Source organism: Streptomyces sp. NBC_00250 (genome assembly GCF_036192275.1).
Lineage (GTDB): Bacteria > Actinomycetota > Actinomycetes > Streptomycetales > Streptomycetaceae > Streptomyces.
The window spans coordinates 158,384-176,263 of sequence record NZ_CP108088.1 but is presented as its reverse complement, the minus strand read 5'-3'; the positions used below and the strand labels follow the sequence as shown (position 1 = coordinate 176,263).

Sequence of the window (17,880 nt, the reverse complement as noted above, 5' to 3'; positions counted from 1 at the left end):
CAAGTGGCCCGGATGGGACAGGCCGGTGGTCCGCTCGACACCGACCGTCTCGTATCCGATCGTCTTCCCCGGCTCAGGGAGCAGCCGATGAGTCGCCGTCCCACCCGCCGTCGGCCCGCCCGGCGCGGGCCGCGTCGTCGCAAGAGCCCGGTTCCGGTCAACATGTGGGTGCTCGGACTGAGCGGGATGGTGGCCGTGAGTCTGGTCATGGCCGTGGTGTCGTGGCTGGCCGCGCATCCGTGGGTGGTCCTTCTGGCGCTCCTGCTCGCGGCAGGTGCTGGAGCGCTCTGGACGCACCGACGGCAGGAGGCCGCGCGGTGGAGCCGCGTCAGGGCTCAGGGCCTGCGGTATGCCGTCGAGCACCTGGACGGCCTGCACTACACCCAGTTCGAGTACGCCGTCCGCGACCTGATGCGCCGAGACGGCTGCCAGGACGCCCGACAGGTCGGCGGACGCGGCGACAACGGAGCGGACGTGAAGGCCACCGACCCGTTCGGAAGACGCTGGGTGATCCAGTGCAAGCACCGCAAGGCGGGCTGGTCGGGTTCCGCCGTCGGCACCCCGGACCTCCATGTCCTCAACGGCACCGGTCGACAGATCCACGGCGGCGACGTCCTCGTCATGCTCACCAACGGCCGCTTCTCCGCCCCCGCTCTCGACTTCGCCTCGTCCCAGCGCCTCCATCTGGTCGACCGCCACCTCCTCGCTCAGTGGGCCGCCGGATCGACGCCCCTGTGGGAGTTGCTGCGGGCCGTGCCGCCGCCGCGTAGGCCCACCGCACTCTCTTGACGTGGGCAGCGGAGCACGATGGAGCCGAGGGGCCGTCAGCGAGTACCCCCGTCGCGAGCGGTCATTCGTCCGCGCGGCCGGGCCGGCGCATGGCCCACCGGTCACGGAGGGCGAGACGGCGTCGGCGGTCACTGCGCTCGCGGACCCGTCGGTCCAGCTCCTCCATCAGTCGATGGCCCCGGTGCTCGGGGTCGAGTTCGTCGAGGATCCGGTCGACCTCGGTGAGCAGTGCCCCGTACAGCTGCCAGCGGCCGGGATCCGCGAGGGCGAGGGCGAGGAGCCGGTCGGCGGCGTGGTCCCTGCAGGCCCTGGCCGCCCGCAGCTCGCCCGCGAGCCGGGTCTCCGCGGCCTCGGCGCCCTCGCTGCCCTGGGTGGTGACCAGGACGGCGAAGCTGACAAGGGCGTCGGCCGTGTACTGGGCGGTCTCACGGATGGCCAGGGCGGCCGGCTCGGGCAGCAGCTGGTGCCCATCACGATGCTTCGCCAGGTCGGTGAGGGTACGGGCGAGGACCCGCAGGACGACGGCGCAGATCTCCAGGGTGTCGAGGCCGGTACGCAACACCACCCGGTGCAGGAGGCCTTCCTTGACGCGGGGGTTGAGCCGCAGGCTGTCCTCGGCGGTGCGCAGGGCCCCGTCGACGTCGGCGACGTCGTTGTCGAGACGGCGGGCCTCGTGGAGCCGGATGGCGGCCTGTTCGACGGGGGGTGCCCCGGTGAACTCGTCCGCCACGTCGAGGAGGAGCAGCCGCATCCGTCGGGCGAGGTCCTCGATGGAGTCGCCTGCGGTGTCGACCCAGACGGGCGGGGCGAGAAGCAGGTTGAAGAGCATGCCCACGGCGGCGCCGATGAGGGTCTCCAGGACGCGGTCCCAGGCGGTGTCGGAGACCTGCGTGACGCCGAGGACGAGCATGGCGCTGATGGCGACCTCGGGGATGAACTCCTCGACCTTCACAAGCCGGCCGACGAGCAGCGAGGCCAGGATGACGAGGGCGAGACTCCACCAGGAGAGGCCGACGACGGCGCTGAACGCGATGGCGATGAGGACGCCGACGACGACCGAGTTCACCCGGCGCAGGCTGGTGGTCACGGTGGAGTAGAGCGTGACCTGGACGACGAGGAGGGCGGTGAGGGGTGCGGTGAGGGGCACCGGTTCGCTGCTGAGCCGAAGGGCCACGACGTAGCTGAGGGTGGCCGCCGCCGTGGACCGTACGGTCTGGACGGCGAAGGGGTCGCGCCGGAGGCGCGCGAGCAGCCCCTGGCCCCGGTCGTGCTGTCCTTTGCCGAGTGCCACGCCCCACCTCGTCCGTCGCCGCCCCGCAGGGGCCGTCTGGACGACCGCCTGCCCGGACGACCCCGGGTTCATACGTGGGTACGCCCGGGCGGACGAGGGATCACCCCCGCTTCGGGGACGGCAGCTCCGGAAGGGAAGGCGTTGATTCCGGAGCAGGCCATCGGAGACCCGCCGCCCTCCTCGCCGTGCGAGCTCGCTGGAGGCTCGATGGCGCCTGGCCTTCGGCGAGGGCATCGGTCACGGTCGGCGGCAGGGGTCTCGGTCTCCGGCCCTCACTGGTCTTCCTCCATTCGGATCGCTCGCCGTAGCTCGTCGGCCGCTGTGTGGCTGGTGCCTTCGCGTTGCTCCAGCAGGGCTGCTGCGATGGCGTCCAGCTTGCGCTGAACGGCGTGCGCGTCACGCCGTTCGGTGTTCTTCAGCAGGGCGAGCAGGAGGAGGTTGACGGCCGTCATGACGTCCCCGGCGAAGATCAGCCAGGACAGCGGTGGGTGCATGAAGTGCAGGACGACCGTGCCGAGGACCAGGAGTACACACAGGACGTAGAACAGCGGGGAGCTGGAGATGTTCGACGCCCGATCGGAGAACGCGGCGAACCGGTCGCGCCCGGAGCCGCCGCGCGAGGCGGGATGATCAGTGGTCATGCCGCCATGCTCGCTGTCCTCTTCCCATCGGTTCGGGACCATGGAACGGCGCGGCGGGACGGGCTCGGGAAAGGAGATGATCACTTCATGACTGAGATCGTTCTGATGTCCGACCCGAAGGTCGCAGCCGTGCCCGTCCGGGAGTGCGGCGAACGGCTCGTGGATGTGCGACGAGGCGTTCCCCTGCTGGTCGACGAGCGCAAGCGGCAAGGCTCCGCCGGTGCCTTCGCGCACCTGCGGGAAGGAGTGCTCGATCGACTCCTCAAGGCGCAGACGCAGCTGCCTGAGGGGCTGCGGTTGCTGTTCGTCGAGGGGTATCGCCCGCCGTCCCTGCAACGCCACTACTTCGACGAGTACGCGGCCCAACTGCGTGCCGAGCATCCGGATTGGGCCGCTGAGCAAGTCCGGTCGGCAGCCAGCCGCTACGTGTCCCCGCCCGAGATCGCACCGCACAGCGCGGGCGCGGCTGTCGACCTGATGCTCGCGGACGACGAGGGGCGCGAGCTCGACATGGGCACGCGTATGAACGCCTCCCCCGAGGAGAGCGCGGGCGCTTGTTACACGCAGGCCGACAACATCAGCGCCGAGGCTCGCTCCCATCGGGACGTCCTGAGCGCTGCGCTGACCGCGGCCGGCCTGGTCAACTACCCCACGGAGTGGTGGCACTGGTCGTACGGAGACCGCTACTGGGCTTTGGGTACCGGAGCAGCCGTCGCCCACTACGGGCCCAGGGAGCTCGACTGACCGCAGACCTCACGACGGCCCCGCACCATGGCCGGCCGTCCTGGTGCGGGCCGGAGACCTCGGCCCGCACCTGAGGACGTGAGACGTTGTTCCGCGCGGAGGGGAGGCGACCCCACTGCGGGGTTCCCTCCCCTCCGCGCGGCCGTCAGGCCAGTACGACCGGGAGGTCGAACAGATCGTTCTGCGTGACGACCGGCTTGTTCCGGAGCTTCTCGGGCGCGACCGCGAGACGCAGCCCCGGGAAGCGCTCGTACAGGGCGGGCAGGGCCACCGACGCCTCCAGACGGGAGAGAGCGGCGCCCGGGCAGACGTGCGGGCCGTGACCGAAGGAGATGTGACGGTTCGGCGTACGGGTCACGTCGAACGAGCCCGCCGTCGGGCCGTGCTGCTCCTCGTCCCGACCGATCGCGCCGAACGAGACGATCAGGGCCTCGCCCTTGGGCAGGACCCGGTCGCCCACCTCGATGTCCTCGGTGGCGAAGCGGATCAGCACGTGCGAGGTCGGCGTCGACCAGCGCAGGGTCTCCTCGATCACGTTCGCCCACGGCACCTCCCCGGAGAGGACGAGGGCACGCTGCTCGGGGTGGGTCTCCAGCGCCACGACGGCGTTCACGATGAGGCTGATCGTCGTCTCGTGCCCGGCCGCCACCATCAGCTGGAGGGTGTTGGTGATCTCCTCCGTGGTGAGCCGGTCGCCGCCCTCCGACGCCTCGATCAGCGCGCTGGTCAGGTCGTCACCGGGCTTCTCGACCTTGCCCGCAACGATCCCCGCGAACAGCGTGCCCAGGTCCGCCATCATCTGCGGCACCTCCTCGGGCGGCGTCTGCGTCGAGAAGAACTTCTCGAACAGGGCCTTCATCCGCGGGTGGTCGACCGGGTCGACGCCCATCAGGTCGCTGACCACGTTCATCGGCAGCGGGTAGGCGAACTCCGCCTTCAGGTCGACGGTCTCACCCGCCGGACGCTCCGCCAGCCGGTCCAGCATGCCCGTGGTCAGGGCCTCGATGCCCTCGCGCAGCCGCTCCACCCGGCGTGCGGTCAGCGCCTGCGCGACCAGTGTGCGCAGCCGCCGGTGCTCGTCGCCGTCGACCGTCAGCATCGACCTGCCGGGGTTGGCGAGGCCGATCAGCGGCCAGTCCATGGGTATCTCGCCGCGCGTCCAGGCCCCCCAGACGTCGATGTCCTTGACCAGGCGGGCGTCGGTGAGGAGCCGCCGCGCCTCGGCGTGGTGGGTGACGGCCCAGCAGGCCACCCCGCCGGGCAGGACGACACGGGCCAGCGGGCCCGCGGCCCGCAGTCGGGCGCTCTCGCCGTCGAGGTCGGTGACGAACGGGTCCAGGACGATGGCGTCGGCGGCGGACGCGGCGTGGGCGTGCGGGCAGGTCATCCGAGGGCTCCAAGGGCGGGGGTCGGGGTGTAGGTCACGGGGAGCGCGGTGAGTCCGCGCAGCCAGGGCGAGGGGCGCCGGGCGAGGTCGGCCGCGGGGACCGCGAGGTCGACGTCCGGCAGCCGGTCGAGCAGTACCTCGATCCCGGTGCGGGCGATGGTCTCGGCGACCTCCTGCGCGGGGAAGGGGCAGCGGTGCTCGCCGTGGCCGAAGGAGAGGTAGGCGTTGTTGCCGCCGGTGAGGCGGCCCGCGTCGGCGCGCACGTGCGGGTCGGAGTTGGCGGCGGCCAGGCCGAGCAGCAGCAGGTCGCCGCTGCCGATCCGGCGACCGCCCAGGTGGGTGTCGCGCGAGGCCCAGCGGCCGGCGACGTTCTGGGTGGGGGTGTCCTCCCACAGCACCTCGTTCATCGCCTCGCCGACGCTGTGCCGGCCGCCGGACAGCGAGGCGGCGAACCGGTCGTCGGTGAGCATCAGCCGCAGCGAGTTGCCGATCCAGTCGGCGGTGGGCTGATGGCCGGCGGCCAGCATCACCATGAGGTCCTGGGCGACCTCCTCGACCGTGAAGCCGGCCGTGTTGCCCAGCATCCGGGAGGCCACGTCGTCGCCCGGCTCCGCCGCCTTCGCGGCGAGCAGGGCGAACATGGACTCCGCCAGGTGGCGCTGGCCCTCCAGCGCGCCCTCCTGGCCGTTGATCATGTCGTTCAGGGCGGTGACGAGCCCAGGCCCCTGCTCTTCGGAGAAGCCGTAGACGCTGGCGAGGACGCGTACCGGCAGCAGCATCGCGTACTCGGCGATGATGTCGCAGGACCCCTTGCCGCACAGTGCGTCGATCAGCTCGTCGGCGAAGCGCTCGGCCCGCTCCTTCAGCACGAACGGGTCGACCCCCTCCAAGGCCGTGGAGATGACGTTCGCGCGCTCGCGGTGCCGCTCCCCGACGGTGTAGAGGATGGATGGCTGCTTGCGGCCGATCATCGGCAGCAGCGGCCAGTCCGCCGGTATGGAGTCCCACTGGTTCCACAGGTCGGAATCGCGGGAGAAGAGGACCGGGTCGCTGGTGACCTGGTGGAGCTCGCGGTAGCCGAGGACCAGCCAGGCCGGTACGTCGCCGTCCAGCACGACGGGGGCGACGGCCCCGTGATCGCGCCGGATCTGCCGGTACAGCTCGGTGGGGTCGGTCTGGAAGCGCGGCCCGCTCAGGGGGACGGGCGGGTGCTCGGGGAGGGTCACGGGGCGGGCTCCGGGATCGGCTGCGGGTCCGGCCGCGTGGCCGGGGCGACGACGGTCCGCAGGTGCTCGACGAGCGAGATGAGGACCTGCTTGCTGGACTCCCGCGACCGGGCGTCGCAGAAGACCAGCGGAACCTCGTCGGCGAGGTCGAGGGCCCCGCGGATCTGGGCGGGGGTGTGGGCGGGACCGCCGAAGTCGTTGCAGGCGACGACGAACGGCGTCCCGTGGTGCTCCAGACGGTCGATGGCGTACCAGGAGTCGGCGAGCCGACGGGTGTCGACGAGCACCACCGCGCCGAGCGTCCCGGAGAACAGCCGGTCCCACAGGAACCAGAACCGCTCCTGGCCGGGCGCCCCGAACAGGTACAGGACGTTGTGGGTGTCGATCGAGATCCTGCCGAAGTCGAAGGCCACCGTGGTGGCCGACTTGGCGGCGACCCCGGCGGTGTCGTCGACGTCCTCGCCCGCCTGCGTCATCGTCTCCTCGGTGTTCAGCGGACGGATCTCGCTGACCGAGCGGACGAGGGTGGTCTTGCCGACTCCGAATCCGCCGACGACGACGATCTTCAGTCCGTTGTCGGCGGTGCTCTGCAGGGTCTGGCGCTGTTCAGAGGTTACGGAGTCCAACGAGCACCTGCTCCAGGATGTCGTGATCGGGAAGGCGGTACGACGCACGGGGATGCCGGGCGCTGATCCGGCCGGTGTCGTGCAGATCGGCCAGGAGGATCCGGGTGATCGACACAGGCAGGCCGAGCCCGGCCGCGACCTCCACCACCGCGGTGGGGAACCGGCACATGCGCAGGATCGCGGTGTGCTCGGACTGCATGCCGGGGACCGGGTCGCTCTCGGAGACCACCAGGGTCACCAGGTCGAAGGCGTCGGACCCGGCGCGGCTGCGGCCGCCGGTCAGGGTGTAGAGCCGGTCGGGGGAGTCGTCCCGGCCCGGCCTGCCGCGGCTCATCCCCGGGGCCTCGCGACCAGGTGCTCGCCCAACTGCTCCACCAGCTCGCTCATGTTGTGGCCCACGAGGCCGGCGTCGGCGTCCTCGTCGGCGACGACCGCGAGGTGGGCGCCCTCGCCGGCCTCCACGATGAAGAGGATGCCGCCGTAGAACTCGGCGATCGCGGAGCGGACCCCGCCGGTGCCGTCCCCGAACTCCACGGAGGCACCGTGCGACAGGCTCTGGATGCCGGCGGCGATCGCGGCGAGCTGGTCGGCCTGGTCGACGGAGAGCTCGGGGGTGCGGCAGAGCTTGAGGCCGTCACGGGAGAGCACCAGGGCGTGCCGGGTGCCCGGGGTGCGTTCCAGCAGGCCCTCCAGGAGCCAGCTGAGCTTCTCGTCGGTGGTGGAGCCGGTCATTACGAGGTGCCTTCCGGGTACGGGGGGTTCGAGGTCGGCGGCGGTGTCCGCGGAGCGGACGTCGGGCCGGCCGGATCGGTGGGTACGGAGGGGGAGCCGGGACGATCGGCGCCGGCGGTCGCGCCGGACACGGCGGGGTCGGACGCCGTCGCGGTCTCCGGCACGGGGCCGCCCTCGGGCTCGCCGTCCGGCCGGGCGGTGGTGCCGCGGACCGCGCGGCGGAACGAGCCGAACCGGTTCGCCGCACCCGCGGCCGCGCCCGTGCGCGGCCCCTCGGCGGGCGCCTTCTCGGCGGCCTGCGGCCCCTCGGGGTGGGCGGCGGCCATGGCCCGGCCGCGGCGGCGCTGGGGCAGGCCGCTCTCGCCGAACCGCGGGTGCTCGCCGGTGCTCTCGGCCGCGCTGTCGTGCTCGGTCTCGGGCTCGGGGGCCGTGGCCGGGGTGCCGGTCGTGGCGGGCGCGGACAGGCCGCGGCCCGAGACCGGCGGCAGAGTGTCCTCGGGCGTGGCCGCCGGCTCCGCGGGGGCGTGGCTGATGAGTTCCTGAGGCAGCATCAGGAGAGCGCCGGTCCCGCCGCGCGCGGAGGGGCGGAACGACACGGTGAGGCCGTGCTTGCGCGCCAGCCGGCCGACGACCGCGAGGCCGAGGCGGGTGCCGGAGAGGCCGGCCAGGTCCTGCGGTGCGGAGCCGACGGCGGCTTCCGCGCGGCGCTGCTGCACGTCGCTCATCACGAGGCCGCTGTCCTCGACGGCGATGATGACGCCGGCCGGGACCTCCTCGACGTAGACGTGCACCTCCGCGGTGGGCGGCGAGAAGTTCGCCGCGTTGTCCATGAGTTCGGCCAGGGCGTGCATGACGCCCTCGGCCGCGTGCCCGGCGACGGCCGCGTCGCTGCTGGAGTGCAGTCGCACCCGCTGGTAGCCGCTGATACGGCCCATGGCGCCGCGGAGTATCGACTCCATGACGATGGGGCGGGCCCAGCGGCGGCCGGACCTGGCCCCGCTGAGCACGGCGACGGAGTCGGCGAGCCGGCCCGCCTGCGCGGTGCGGTGGTCGAGGTGGAGCAGGTCGGTCAGGACGTCCTCGTCGGCGTGCCGGTGCTCCATCTCCCGGAGGTCGGCGAGCATGCTCGTCGCGAGGGCCTGCATGCGGCCGGCGGCGTTGGCCGCGGCGGCCATGGCGGCGGACCGGCCGGACTCGGCGCGACGCAGCCGGGTTTCGAGCCGCGCGGTCTCGGCGGCGCGTTCCCGGCCCAGCTCGGCGATCTCGGCCGCGTGGGACCGGGCGAGTTCCTGGGCCTGGGCAGCGTGGGCCGCTCGGGCGGCGGCTGTCTCCGCCTCCTGGCGGTCCTTGAGGGTGGCCGTCTCGCGCTCGGCGGTGGCCGCGAACCGGGCGACGTACGCGTCCTTGGAGGCGAGTTCGGCGGCGAGGGTCTCGGCCCGCCGGGCCAGTACGCGCGAGGTCCGCCCGTACCAGGTCACGGCGAAGGCCGCGGCCGAGAGCAGCAGGACGCCACAGGCGGCGAACCAGCCGAGCGGGGCACGGACTCCGCCCGGTGCCGCGGCGACGGCGGCCACGGCGAGCGCACCGCCCGCGGCGGCGGTCAGGAGCGAGGCGGTCAGGGCAGGACGGAAGGGGGTGGGTGACGCCGACATCAACCAGACTCTCGGGAGCGGGCACGCGGGGAAGGGAGTCGCAACGACGGCACTATAGATGCGTTGTTGATCAGTTCGGAACTCTTGTGATCGGATCGGCATTCAATGAGGGGAATATTCTTCCGGTACCGCGCCCAAGAAGCTCCGAACTTGGTGACCCCGCAGGAAGTACCGGTCGGCAAGCGCTTCCTGAGTGCCCCTCGGTTCCACGCTCCGTGGGGAACCCGCCGGTCGGCCGCAGCCCTCGACGGGGAACTCGACGGGGAACCCGACGGGGGAGACGAACGCCCGCAGGGCAGGCCGCTGGAACCGCTCGCGGCCTCCGACCCCCGTCCCGCCGTTCCGGCGCGGGAAATCGGTTTGTGCTCGGGCTGCGCCGCCGACAGGATCGGGAGCACCGATGAGTTCTTCCCGGCGCCGCCGTCTGCCAGTGTGAGCTGCCACGTGCGGAAGACACTCACATGACGGAAGGCGCCATGCCCGCACCACACACAACGCCCACCCTCCCGCCCACCCACGTCACCGCCGTGCTGCGGATTCTCGTCCTGTCCACGTTCGTCGTCCTCCTCAACGAGACGATCATGGTCAACGCGATCCCGCGGCTCATGCGCGAGTTCGAGGTCACCGCGGCAGCCGCTGGATGGCTGTCCACGGCCTTCATGCTCACCATGGCTGTCGTCATCCCCGTGACGGGCTGGTTCCTGCAGCGCGTGACGACCCGGACCGCCTTCAGCCTGGCCATGGCACTGTTCCTGGCCGGTACGGCGCTGGCCGCGGCCGCGCCCGCCTTCCCCGTGCTGCTGGCCGCCCGCGTCATCCAGGCCAGCGGCACCGCCGTCATGATGCCGCTGCTCATGACGACACTGATGACCCTCGTGCCCCCGCACGACCGCGGCCGTGTGATGGGCAACATCACCCTCGTCATCTCCGTCGCACCCGCGCTCGGCCCCGCGGTCTCCGGCGTGCTGCTGGAGCTGGGGACTTGGCGCCTGCTGTTCCTGGCCGTGCTGCCCATCGCCGGAGCGATGGCCATCTTCGGTCGGCGCAAACTGGTCAATATCGGCGAGCCGCAGGCCGGCCCGATCGACTGGTTGTCCGTCCCCCTGGCGGCAGCGGGCTTCGGCTCCCTGATCTACGGCCTGAGCGAGCTCGGAGCCGGAAAGGCGTCCCAGGCCCCCATGTCCCCGGTGGCCATGACCCTGACCGGCGCCGTGCTGGTCGGCCTGTTCGTATGGCGACAGCTGGCACTTCAGCGCACGTCCACGCCGCTGCTGGACCTGCGCGCCCTGGCGTTTCGTCACTTCTCCGTGGCCCTCGGCCTGATGTGCCTGTCCTTCATGGCCCTCATGGGTGCGTTCATCCTGCTGCCGATCTATCTGCAGGAGGTGCGCGGCCTGACCTCACTGCAGACCGGGCTGCTCCTCATCCCGGGCGGCTTGACCATGGGCCTGCTGGGACCACAGGTCGGCAAGCTCTACGACCGACTCGGCGCACCACGCCTGGTCGTACCCGGAGCCGCACTCACGGCGCTGTGCCTCGCGCTGTTCGCCCTCACGGACCAACACACCTCGCCGTGGCTGGTGCTCGCCCTTCACGTGGTCCTGAGCGCCGGTATGGCGTTCGTCTTCACCCCCGTGTTCACCTCGGGCCTGTCCGTGCTGCCGCCGCACCTCTACCCTCACGGCTCCGCCATCCTCGGCTCGCTCCAACAGGTGGCTGCCGCCGCCGGCACCGCCCTGGTCATCAGCGTCATGTCGGGACACACCGCCACGGCAGCCGCCGACGGCGCCGACCCGACCGGTGCCCTGGCCACGGGCATCCGATGGGGGTTCGGCGTCGGCGCCGTGATCGGCGCCCTGGCCGTACTGGTCGCGCTGCTCGTCCGCACCCCGCCCACTCCGCAACAGCCTCCTGTGTCGGAGGCCCAGGACGACGGCGGCACCACGACGAGCAAAACCGCCCCCACACCCACCTGACACCTGGACGGGAGGCCGCCCGCCCCTCGCTCCCGTACGGCGGGAACGGCGGGCGGCAGCCCGTCTTCAGGCGCCGGCGGGGCGGGGCGGGTCGTGGGCCTTGTACGGGTCCTCGGACCGCCGCCCCTTCCCCCGCCTGGACCCGCTCACTGGGCCGCTCCGTGGCCGTCGCCCTAGGGTCGAGACATGCGACGCCGACAGATGCACATGTCCCGCGAGGCCCAGGACACCCTGATCAAGGCACTGCAGCAGCTCCGGGCAGAGTTGAAGGCCTCTACGGAATTTCCCGCGCATGTGCTCGAAGCGGCGGAGGCCGCCAAGGCCGCGGTCCAGATGCCGGCCAAGGACGCCACTCATCTGCCGTTGTTCACCATCGACCCGCCGGCGTCGAAGGACCTCGACCAGGCCATGTACCTGGAGCGGCGGCCCGGTGGCGGGTACCGCGTGCACTACGCCATCGCCGACGTGGCGGCCTTCGTCAGGCCAGGTAGCCCGCTGGACGCCGAGGCGCACGACCGGATCGAGACGCTGTACTTCCCCGACCTCAAGGTGCCCCTGTACCCGCCCTCGATCTCCGAGGGACCGGCCAGCCTGCTTCCGAACCAGGTCGTACCCGCCCTGCTGTGGCAGCACGACCTCGACGCCGACGGCAACGTGACCGACTCGACCGTGAGCAGGGCCAAGGTCCGCAGCTTGGCCAAACTCAACTACAAGCAGGTCCAACAGGACATCGAGGCCGGAACCGCCGAGGAGTCCGTCGCCCTGCTGCGCGAGATCGGCAAGCTGCGGGAAGCCGTCGAGGCCGCGCGCGGCGGGGTGGCGGTGAACCTGCCGGACCAGGAGGTCGACACCCTGGAGGACGGATCGTTCCGGCTGAGCTACGTGGCGGCACTGCCCGCGGAGGGCTGGAACGAGCAGATCTCCCTCATGACCGGAATGGCTGCGGCCCGGATCATGCTGGACAGCGGTACCGGGATCCTGCGGACCCAGAAGGAGCAGGCCGACCCGGACGTGGTCCGGCGCGTTCACGACATCGCCAAGCTCCTGGGCATCGACTGGAAGTCCGGCGTCTCGTACGCCGCGCTGGTCAACTCCCTCGATCCGGCTGACCGCAAGCACATGGCCTTCCTCAGCGAGGCGACCGCCATGTTGCTCAAGGCGGAGTACACCACCTTCCGTGACCACCACATCCCGGAGCACACGACGCACGCGGCGATCGCGGCTCCGTACACCTACTGCACGGCCCCGTTGCGGCGCCTGATCGACCGATACACGGGTGAACTGTGCGTGGCCGCGTGCGCCGGCCAGGCCCCGCCGAACTGGGTGCTCGACGCCCTGTACTGCCTGCCGTGCGACATGGCGCGGGGGAAGGGGAAGGTGGCGGACCGGCGCGCGGTGGACCTGGCGGAGGCCGCGGTGCTGAAGAACCGGGTGGGCGAGGTCTTCGGCGGCATGGTCATCAACACCGACGCGGAGTTCGACGAACCGAAGAAGGGCACGGTGCACCTGGCGGAACCCGCCGTGATGGGCAGGATCACGTCCGGCGTCCCACTCGATCTGGGGGCGAGTGTCCAGGCCAAGCTCACACGGGCCGACCCCTTCTTCACCGGCCAGCACAAGATCCTCTTCAATACGGTGTAGCGGCCCGTCGCCTCCGGCGGGCCGGGCGCCCGCGCGGCCCGCACCACCGCGGCGAGGGCCGCCGACCACTTCTAGGATCTACGGCATGGCGACACGACTTGTGCAGATCAACATGAAGGCCCAGGACGACTCTGCGCTCGGCCGGTTCTGGGCGGAGGCACTGGGTTGGGGTGTCGACAGCGAGGGGCCGGGGGTGACCAACCTCGAACCGGTGGGTTTCGCCTATCCCGACCCCGTGGCCGTCTGCATCGACATCGTCGCCCGCCCGGAACCCAAAACGGTGAAGAACCGGGTACACCTTGATCTGGCCACCACCTCGACCGCGCATCAGGCGGAGTTGGTGGCGCGGCTGAAGGATCTCGGCGCGACGCTCGCCGACGTGGGTCAGGGCGACGTCCCCTGGACGGTCATGGCCGACCCGGAGGGCAACGAGTTCTGCGTCCTGGAGCCCCGTGCGATCTACCGGGACACCGGGCCGATCGCCGCGGTGGTGGTCGACTGCACCGACCCACGGGCGATGGCCCGGTTCTGGGGCGAGGCGATGGACTGGACGCTGCACGAGGTGGCCGACGACCACGCGTCCATGCGCTCCTCTCAAGGCGTCGGCCCCTACCTGGAGTTCATTCGCACCTCCGACACCAAGACCGTGTGGAACCGTGTCCACCTCGACGTCCGCCCCTACCCCGGTGACGACATGGCGGCAGAGGAAGCCCGACTGCGTGCCCTGGGTGCCACCGACCCCGGCATCGACCGGTCCGCCATCTCCTGGACGGTTCTGGCCGACCCAGAAGGCAACGAGTTCTGCCTCCTCACCCCCAGCTGACCTCGAGCAACGACTCCGGCCGCTTTCGGGCCGGCGGCGAAGACCGTGTCTCATGACCTTCACGGGAGCCCCCCGGCCGCCGGCGAGCCAGCCGCCTGCCGCGGAGGTCCATGGCTCGGGCACAATCAGGAGCCGTGCCTACGCCTCCCGATCCCGCTGTCCTGTACTCCGATGTCGCGGCCTCCGGCAGCCTCGCCGCAGCACTCCGGGCCGAGTGGGAGGGCTGCCTCGACGCCGTCCCCGTCACGGCCTCAGCCTTTGCCCCGCTGCTCGAAGCGACCGTCGCAACCACCTTGCCGCACCGCAAGCCACTGGAGATCAGCGCTTGGAGGCACGAAAGGCGGTGGTCGATCCGCGGCACGGAGCCGTTCCAGAACCTGGCCCTCATCGGCGGTCAGACGGACGACCTGGCGCAGGTCGCCAGGGCCGCCCGGGCCTGGCACGACGGAAAGTCCCTGGACGACATCCGCCGGGCGGCACCGTTCGTACACCCGACCGGCCGGTTCGAGGTACCGGACAACGATCCCGCGCGCCTGACGGATTCAGAATGGCAGCACCTGCGCCAGGAGGCGGGCGAACTGGACTACGCCTGGCAGGAGACCTACGAGGCCCTGATCGAGGCGGCGCACTCCGAGCCGGCGCTACGAGCCCTCTACCCGTTCACGAGCCACTGGACGCTGCGCTTCGCGACCAGCACCCGTCCGAGCCTGACCATCGTCGGACCGTGCCTGACCGCCCACAGCGACGGCACGTACGGGGTGGGCGCGGGCATGAGCAGCGATGACCTCGGCCGGTTCGCCACGGCACAAGACGCCGTGGCTGTGGCCCTGCGCAACCTGCCGTCCGACGTGGGCCCGCCCACGCTCGGCTGATGACTTCAGGCGGCAGGTACCAGGTGTATTGATCACGAGCCTTGCCAACGCTGTCTGGCCTTGATGATGGTGACCGCAGGCCGGCGCGGGGAGTCGCCGCAGTTCGAACCCGTGCTGGAGAAGGTCCGCGTGCCTCGCATCGGGCCGGGTCGGCCACGCGTCCGTCCCGATCGCGTGCGAGCTGACAAGGCGTACGCCTGGGGCCGGCAGCCCGGGGCGGAGTCTTCTGCGGGTGTGGCCCGGCGTCAGAGGGTGCCGTCCCCGGTCTCAGTGCGTAGAGCCCGCGCCACGCGCTCCTCGACGACGCGGGCGACGGCCCAGCAGGCCGCCGCGTCGAGCTGCTTGTACGTGGCCGCCGGACGCGCCTCCACGACGGCGGCCGTCTCCTTTGGTCCGGTCGTGACGCGGACACGCACGAAGACCGTCGAGGCCGACGGTCCGCGCAGGGTCAGGTCCAGGATGCCGTGCCCGAACGCGGTGACCTCGTCCACCCGCAGGACGGGGTCCTCCTCGACCACGTGCCGCACGCTGTCCGTCAGCTGGAAGGCGGTTCTGCCCTCGATGGTGGGCATCCGCACTTCGCGGACGGACGGCAGGGCCACGGCTTCGGGGCCGAGCGTGAGCCCGTACCGGCGAGCCGTGCGGGCGGCGCCCAGCACTGTGGTGACGGTCAGTACGGCGGCGAAGGCGAAGGCGACCGCCGCGCCCGCGGCCAGGGCCTCGGGAGCGGCCCCGCTCCACGGTGTGCCGTCGACCAGGACCAGCGCGGCGGTCATGGCTGCCGCGAGCACCGTGCCGGTCGCCAGCGCGGGCAGGGCCAGTCGGCGGACGACCGCCAGGCAGTAGCCGAGCATCGCATCGTTCCTCTCACAGGGGGTCGAACCACAGGTGCAGGGGCTGCCGCCGCGTCCACACCTGCGGACGACCCGGCTTGATGCCCCGCGGCAGCAGCGGCTCAAGCCGGGCCCGCCGGCCGTTCGTCAGATCCCCACGTCCCACAAGTGATCATCAAAGAACAAGATCCACTTTCGCAACAGACCTTAGTGGCGCAGGAGCGGACCGAGCACCTGACATGGCGAGCGGTGCCAATTGGGGTGCTCAGCCGCCCCGCGACGGACCTGAGCCTGGGCTGCCATCACACCCTCAGACGGAGCTGCGGGCCTCTTCGTGGTCCGGCTCCGGTGTCGACGCCTTCTTCCTTCCGGCAGCAGGCAGGGCAATCAGCAGCACAGCTGCTCCGAGGAGCGCGATGACCGCGATCCAGCCCGCGCCGACGTGCATGGCATGGATGAAGGCGTCATCAGCAGCCTGAGCAAGAGCGGGCCGGTGGATGGTGGTGGCGACGTGGCGGGCCTGTTCGGCGGACACTCGCGCCTGATCCTGCACGGGACCGGGTGCACCCTCCAGCGAAGGTTCGATCGCACGTCGGTACATGATCGACATGATCGTGCCGCCCACCGCGATTCCGATCACACTGCCGGTTTGTCGCACGGTGTTGGTGACGGCCGATCCTGCACCGGCCTGCTCCAACGGCAGGTTGCTGATCAGTGCGGCCGTGACGGGGCCGATCACCATGCCGATCGAGAGACCCTGTACCAACAACAGGATCTCGATCCAGACGAGTGGAGTCTGGAGTCCGAGGAACCCGTATCCGCCCATGGTCAGCGCAGCCACGGTGAGGGCGGGCACGGTGACAAGACGGAGCGGCAAGCGGCGAACCAGGCGTGAGGCAAGGGGCGCCCCCGCGAGCGCGCCGAATGCGGTCGGAATATTGGCCAAACCCGCCTTCATCGGCGAAAGCCCGAGCGCGCCTTGCAGGTAGAACGCATTGTAGAAGGTGATGGCGGCCACGCCGAAGAGCAGCAATCCAAGCGCTATATTGCCGCCACCGAATGTGCGCTGTGCGAACAGTCGCGGATCAAAGCTGGGCGCCTTGAGGCGGAGTTCGACGAGCACGAAAACAGTCAGCAGGACCAGACCGACAGCGATCGGCGCCCAGACGTCGATACGACTCCAGACCGCCACCTGCCCCGCCCGGATCAGCCCGAAGGCCAACGCCACGAGGCCACTGATCGACAGCAACATTCCAGCGGGGTCCAAGGAGCGCGGAGTGGGGCTGCGGAAATTCGGAATCAGCACGGCAAGCCCGACCAACGCCAATGCCGCGACCGGGACATTGATCAGAAAGACCGAGCCCCACCAGAAACGGTCGAGCAAGAACCCCGCCAGCACCGGGCCGGCAGCCATTCCGACACCGGCCGACGTCGAGAAAATGCCGATCGCGGCAGCCCGCGCGGGGCCGGTAAAGGTCCACATGAGGATGGCCATCATGGCGGGCGTGATCAGCGCACTGCCCACCCCCATCGCAGCTCGAGCCGTAATCAGCTGGCCCGTATCGCCTGCGTACGCCGCCCACAGCGAGGACCCGGCGAAGACCACCAGCCCGATGGAAAACACGGTCCGGTGGCCGAACCGATCGCCCAATGAGCCCGCGGTGAACATCAATGTGGCGAAGGCCAGCGTGTACGAACCCGTCGCCCATTGCAGCTGACCGGGATTGGCCCCCAGCCCGCGGACCGGGTCCGCAAGGGTCTCCAGGGTCGTGCTCAGGACGGTATTTTCCAGCCAAATCAGCAACGAACACAACATAAGAACGGCAAGAATCAACTGCTGCCTGAACTTCGGCAACGTTGGAGGCGTGGTCATGAATACCTTCGGCTATCGAGCGGCGGGAACCTGAACGACTGGACCATAAGCAAACTCCGCGACGCCGTCAAGCTTTAATTTTCCCGCCGATACTGTTGCGACTGGACGAGTCGTATGCCCTCCACCGGATTTGTAAACAGAACAATTTTGTGCCCTCGGGCGGATTTGCGAGTCGAAGGAATTCCTGACTTCAGGCGGGTTGCGACCGGACGGATTTCATGCCCTCCAATGAGCCGTCGCATCGCGCCCTGCGCCCCCGGCTCGGTGTGGCCACGCCACACCGCAGCTCCTGTCCGCCCAAGACCGCCGGAACACGGACGCCTACCCGAAGCTCTACCGCCACCATTTCCCCGACTCCGAGCTCGAGTGGCAGGAACGCAGGATCCTGGAGAGATGGGTGCGTCGATGGCCGTCCGCGGCTCCAGCCCGACCAGTAGACGTCAAGGCACCGCAGGCGGAGGGATCCTCGGCGTGGCGGCAGCGCTCGACCCCGCCTGCATCGCAGCGGCAAGCGGGGTCGTGGCGGATCCCCCCGACGGGGGTGGCGGGGAGGCCGTGGCCACAGCATGCACCTGGTATCAGCCACGGGGCTAGAGGTCTGGCGGAAAACGGCCGAGCGGCCCTGCCTGCTCATGGGGGCGCACCTGACACACAAGGGCGCCGACCGGTCGGCGCACCTGACCCACAAGGGCGCCGACCGATTCGTCACGACCTGGTGAAGACCGCTCACGCACTGTCCACGCGTGGTCTACCGTGACCTGCCTGTACCGGCAC

At 70.7% G+C, this 17,880-nt stretch carries 16 protein-coding genes; 6 read left to right on the top strand and 10 right to left on the bottom strand.

The features are described 5' to 3' along the window. Positions 1-87: 87 nt before the first annotated feature. Positions 88-789, top strand: coding sequence for a restriction endonuclease (locus tag OG259_RS00820; protein WP_328940381.1), 702 nt, complete (start codon positions 88-90; stop codon positions 787-789). A gap of 61 nt (positions 790-850) precedes the next feature. On the opposite strand, the gene OG259_RS00815 is transcribed toward OG259_RS00820, so the two are convergent. Next, entirely contained in the window at positions 851-2,080 is a 1,230-nt protein-coding gene (locus tag OG259_RS00815) for an FUSC family protein (protein ID WP_328940380.1), read from the bottom strand. A 272-nt stretch (positions 2,081-2,352) separates the two neighbouring features. Next, positions 2,353-2,721 carry a hypothetical protein gene (locus OG259_RS00810; protein ID WP_328940379.1) on the bottom strand — a complete coding sequence of 123 codons (369 nt, stop codon included), beginning with the start codon at positions 2,719-2,721 and terminating at the stop codon, positions 2,353-2,355. Positions 2,722-2,808: 87 nt separating this feature from the next. On the opposite strand from OG259_RS00810, the gene OG259_RS00805 reads away from it, so the two are divergent. Continuing rightward, a complete protein-coding gene (locus OG259_RS00805) occupies positions 2,809-3,465 on the top strand; it encodes a M15 family metallopeptidase (protein WP_328940378.1) in 657 nt (218 codons plus the stop codon). A 145-nt stretch (positions 3,466-3,610) separates the two neighbouring features. Here OG259_RS00805 and OG259_RS00800 read toward each other — a convergent pair whose 3' ends face one another. The 6 genes from OG259_RS00800 to OG259_RS00775 are packed head-to-tail and all read right to left on the bottom strand — an operon-like array spanning position 3,611 to position 9,088. Further along, entirely contained in the window at positions 3,611-4,852 is a 1,242-nt protein-coding gene (locus tag OG259_RS00800) for a cytochrome P450 family protein (RefSeq protein ID WP_328940377.1), read from the bottom strand. Further along, positions 4,849-6,078 (bottom strand): cytochrome P450, encoded by a 1,230-nt coding sequence (locus OG259_RS00795; RefSeq protein ID WP_328940376.1) that lies wholly within the window; start codon positions 6,076-6,078, stop codon positions 4,849-4,851. The genes OG259_RS00800 and OG259_RS00795 overlap by 4 nt, the downstream gene beginning before the upstream one ends. Beyond that, a complete protein-coding gene (locus OG259_RS00790) occupies positions 6,075-6,704 on the bottom strand; it encodes a GTP-binding protein (protein ID WP_328940375.1) in 630 nt (209 codons plus the stop codon). Before OG259_RS00790 ends, OG259_RS00795 begins: the two co-directional genes overlap by 4 nt. Next, positions 6,685-7,038 carry a DUF742 domain-containing protein gene (locus OG259_RS00785; protein WP_328940374.1) on the bottom strand — a complete coding sequence of 118 codons (354 nt, stop codon included), beginning with the start codon at positions 7,036-7,038 and terminating at the stop codon, positions 6,685-6,687. Before OG259_RS00785 ends, OG259_RS00790 begins: the two co-directional genes overlap by 20 nt. Continuing rightward, entirely contained in the window at positions 7,035-7,436 is a 402-nt protein-coding gene (locus tag OG259_RS00780) for a roadblock/LC7 domain-containing protein (RefSeq protein WP_017236514.1), read from the bottom strand. The genes OG259_RS00785 and OG259_RS00780 overlap by 4 nt, the downstream gene beginning before the upstream one ends. Further along, positions 7,436-9,088, bottom strand: a complete 1,653-nt coding sequence (locus OG259_RS00775; RefSeq protein ID WP_328940373.1) for a sensor histidine kinase — start codon at positions 9,086-9,088, stop codon at positions 7,436-7,438. The genes OG259_RS00780 and OG259_RS00775 overlap by 1 nt, the downstream gene beginning before the upstream one ends. Before the next feature lie 476 nt (positions 9,089-9,564). On the opposite strand from OG259_RS00775, the gene OG259_RS00770 reads away from it, so the two are divergent. The 4 genes from OG259_RS00770 (at position 9,565) to OG259_RS00755 (ending at position 14,400) form a co-directional block, all read left to right on the top strand. Next, on the top strand, positions 9,565-11,064 hold the full coding sequence (locus OG259_RS00770) for a DHA2 family efflux MFS transporter permease subunit (protein WP_328940372.1): 1,500 nt from the start codon (positions 9,565-9,567) through the stop codon (positions 11,062-11,064). A gap of 186 nt (positions 11,065-11,250) precedes the next feature. Then, complete coding sequence (locus OG259_RS00765; RefSeq protein WP_328940371.1) at positions 11,251-12,705, top strand: RNB domain-containing ribonuclease; 1,455 nt, start codon at positions 11,251-11,253, stop codon at positions 12,703-12,705. Between the two features lie 85 nt (positions 12,706-12,790). Then, entirely contained in the window at positions 12,791-13,528 is a 738-nt protein-coding gene (locus OG259_RS00760; RefSeq protein ID WP_328940370.1) for a VOC family protein, read from the top strand. 134 nt (positions 13,529-13,662) lie between these two features. Further along, positions 13,663-14,400, top strand: coding sequence for a DUF6193 family natural product biosynthesis protein (locus OG259_RS00755; protein ID WP_328940369.1), 738 nt, complete (start codon positions 13,663-13,665; stop codon positions 14,398-14,400). 245 nt (positions 14,401-14,645) lie between these two features. Here OG259_RS00755 and OG259_RS00745 read toward each other — a convergent pair whose 3' ends face one another. Continuing rightward, positions 14,646-15,254 carry a hypothetical protein gene (locus OG259_RS00745; protein WP_328940368.1) on the bottom strand — a complete coding sequence of 203 codons (609 nt, stop codon included), beginning with the start codon at positions 15,252-15,254 and terminating at the stop codon, positions 14,646-14,648. 289 nt (positions 15,255-15,543) lie between these two features. Next, positions 15,544-17,106, bottom strand: a complete 1,563-nt coding sequence (locus tag OG259_RS00740) for an MFS transporter (protein ID WP_328940367.1) — start codon at positions 17,104-17,106, stop codon at positions 15,544-15,546. Between the last annotated feature and the right edge of the window lie 774 nt (positions 17,107-17,880).

Coding starts and splice junctions, on each gene's coding strand:
- OG259_RS00820 (WP_328940381.1), top strand. CDS start 88: ATGAGTCGCCGTCCCACCCGCCGTCGGCCCGCCCGGCGCGGGCCGCGT.
- OG259_RS00810 (WP_328940379.1), bottom strand. CDS start 2,721: ATGACCACTGATCATCCCGCCTCGCGCGGCGGCTCCGGGCGCGACCGG.
- OG259_RS00805 (WP_328940378.1), top strand. CDS start 2,809: ATGACTGAGATCGTTCTGATGTCCGACCCGAAGGTCGCAGCCGTGCCC.
- OG259_RS00800 (WP_328940377.1), bottom strand. CDS start 4,852: ATGACCTGCCCGCACGCCCACGCCGCGTCCGCCGCCGACGCCATCGTC.
- OG259_RS00785 (WP_328940374.1), bottom strand. CDS start 7,038: ATGAGCCGCGGCAGGCCGGGCCGGGACGACTCCCCCGACCGGCTCTAC.
- OG259_RS00780 (WP_017236514.1), bottom strand. CDS start 7,436: ATGACCGGCTCCACCACCGACGAGAAGCTCAGCTGGCTCCTGGAGGGC.
- OG259_RS00775 (WP_328940373.1), bottom strand. CDS start 9,088: ATGTCGGCGTCACCCACCCCCTTCCGTCCTGCCCTGACCGCCTCGCTC.
- OG259_RS00770 (WP_328940372.1), top strand. CDS start 9,565: ATGCCCGCACCACACACAACGCCCACCCTCCCGCCCACCCACGTCACC.
- OG259_RS00765 (WP_328940371.1), top strand. CDS start 11,251: ATGCGACGCCGACAGATGCACATGTCCCGCGAGGCCCAGGACACCCTG.
- OG259_RS00760 (WP_328940370.1), top strand. CDS start 12,791: ATGGCGACACGACTTGTGCAGATCAACATGAAGGCCCAGGACGACTCT.
- OG259_RS00745 (WP_328940368.1), bottom strand. CDS start 15,254: ATGCTCGGCTACTGCCTGGCGGTCGTCCGCCGACTGGCCCTGCCCGCG.
- OG259_RS00740 (WP_328940367.1), bottom strand. CDS start 17,106: ATGACCACGCCTCCAACGTTGCCGAAGTTCAGGCAGCAGTTGATTCTT.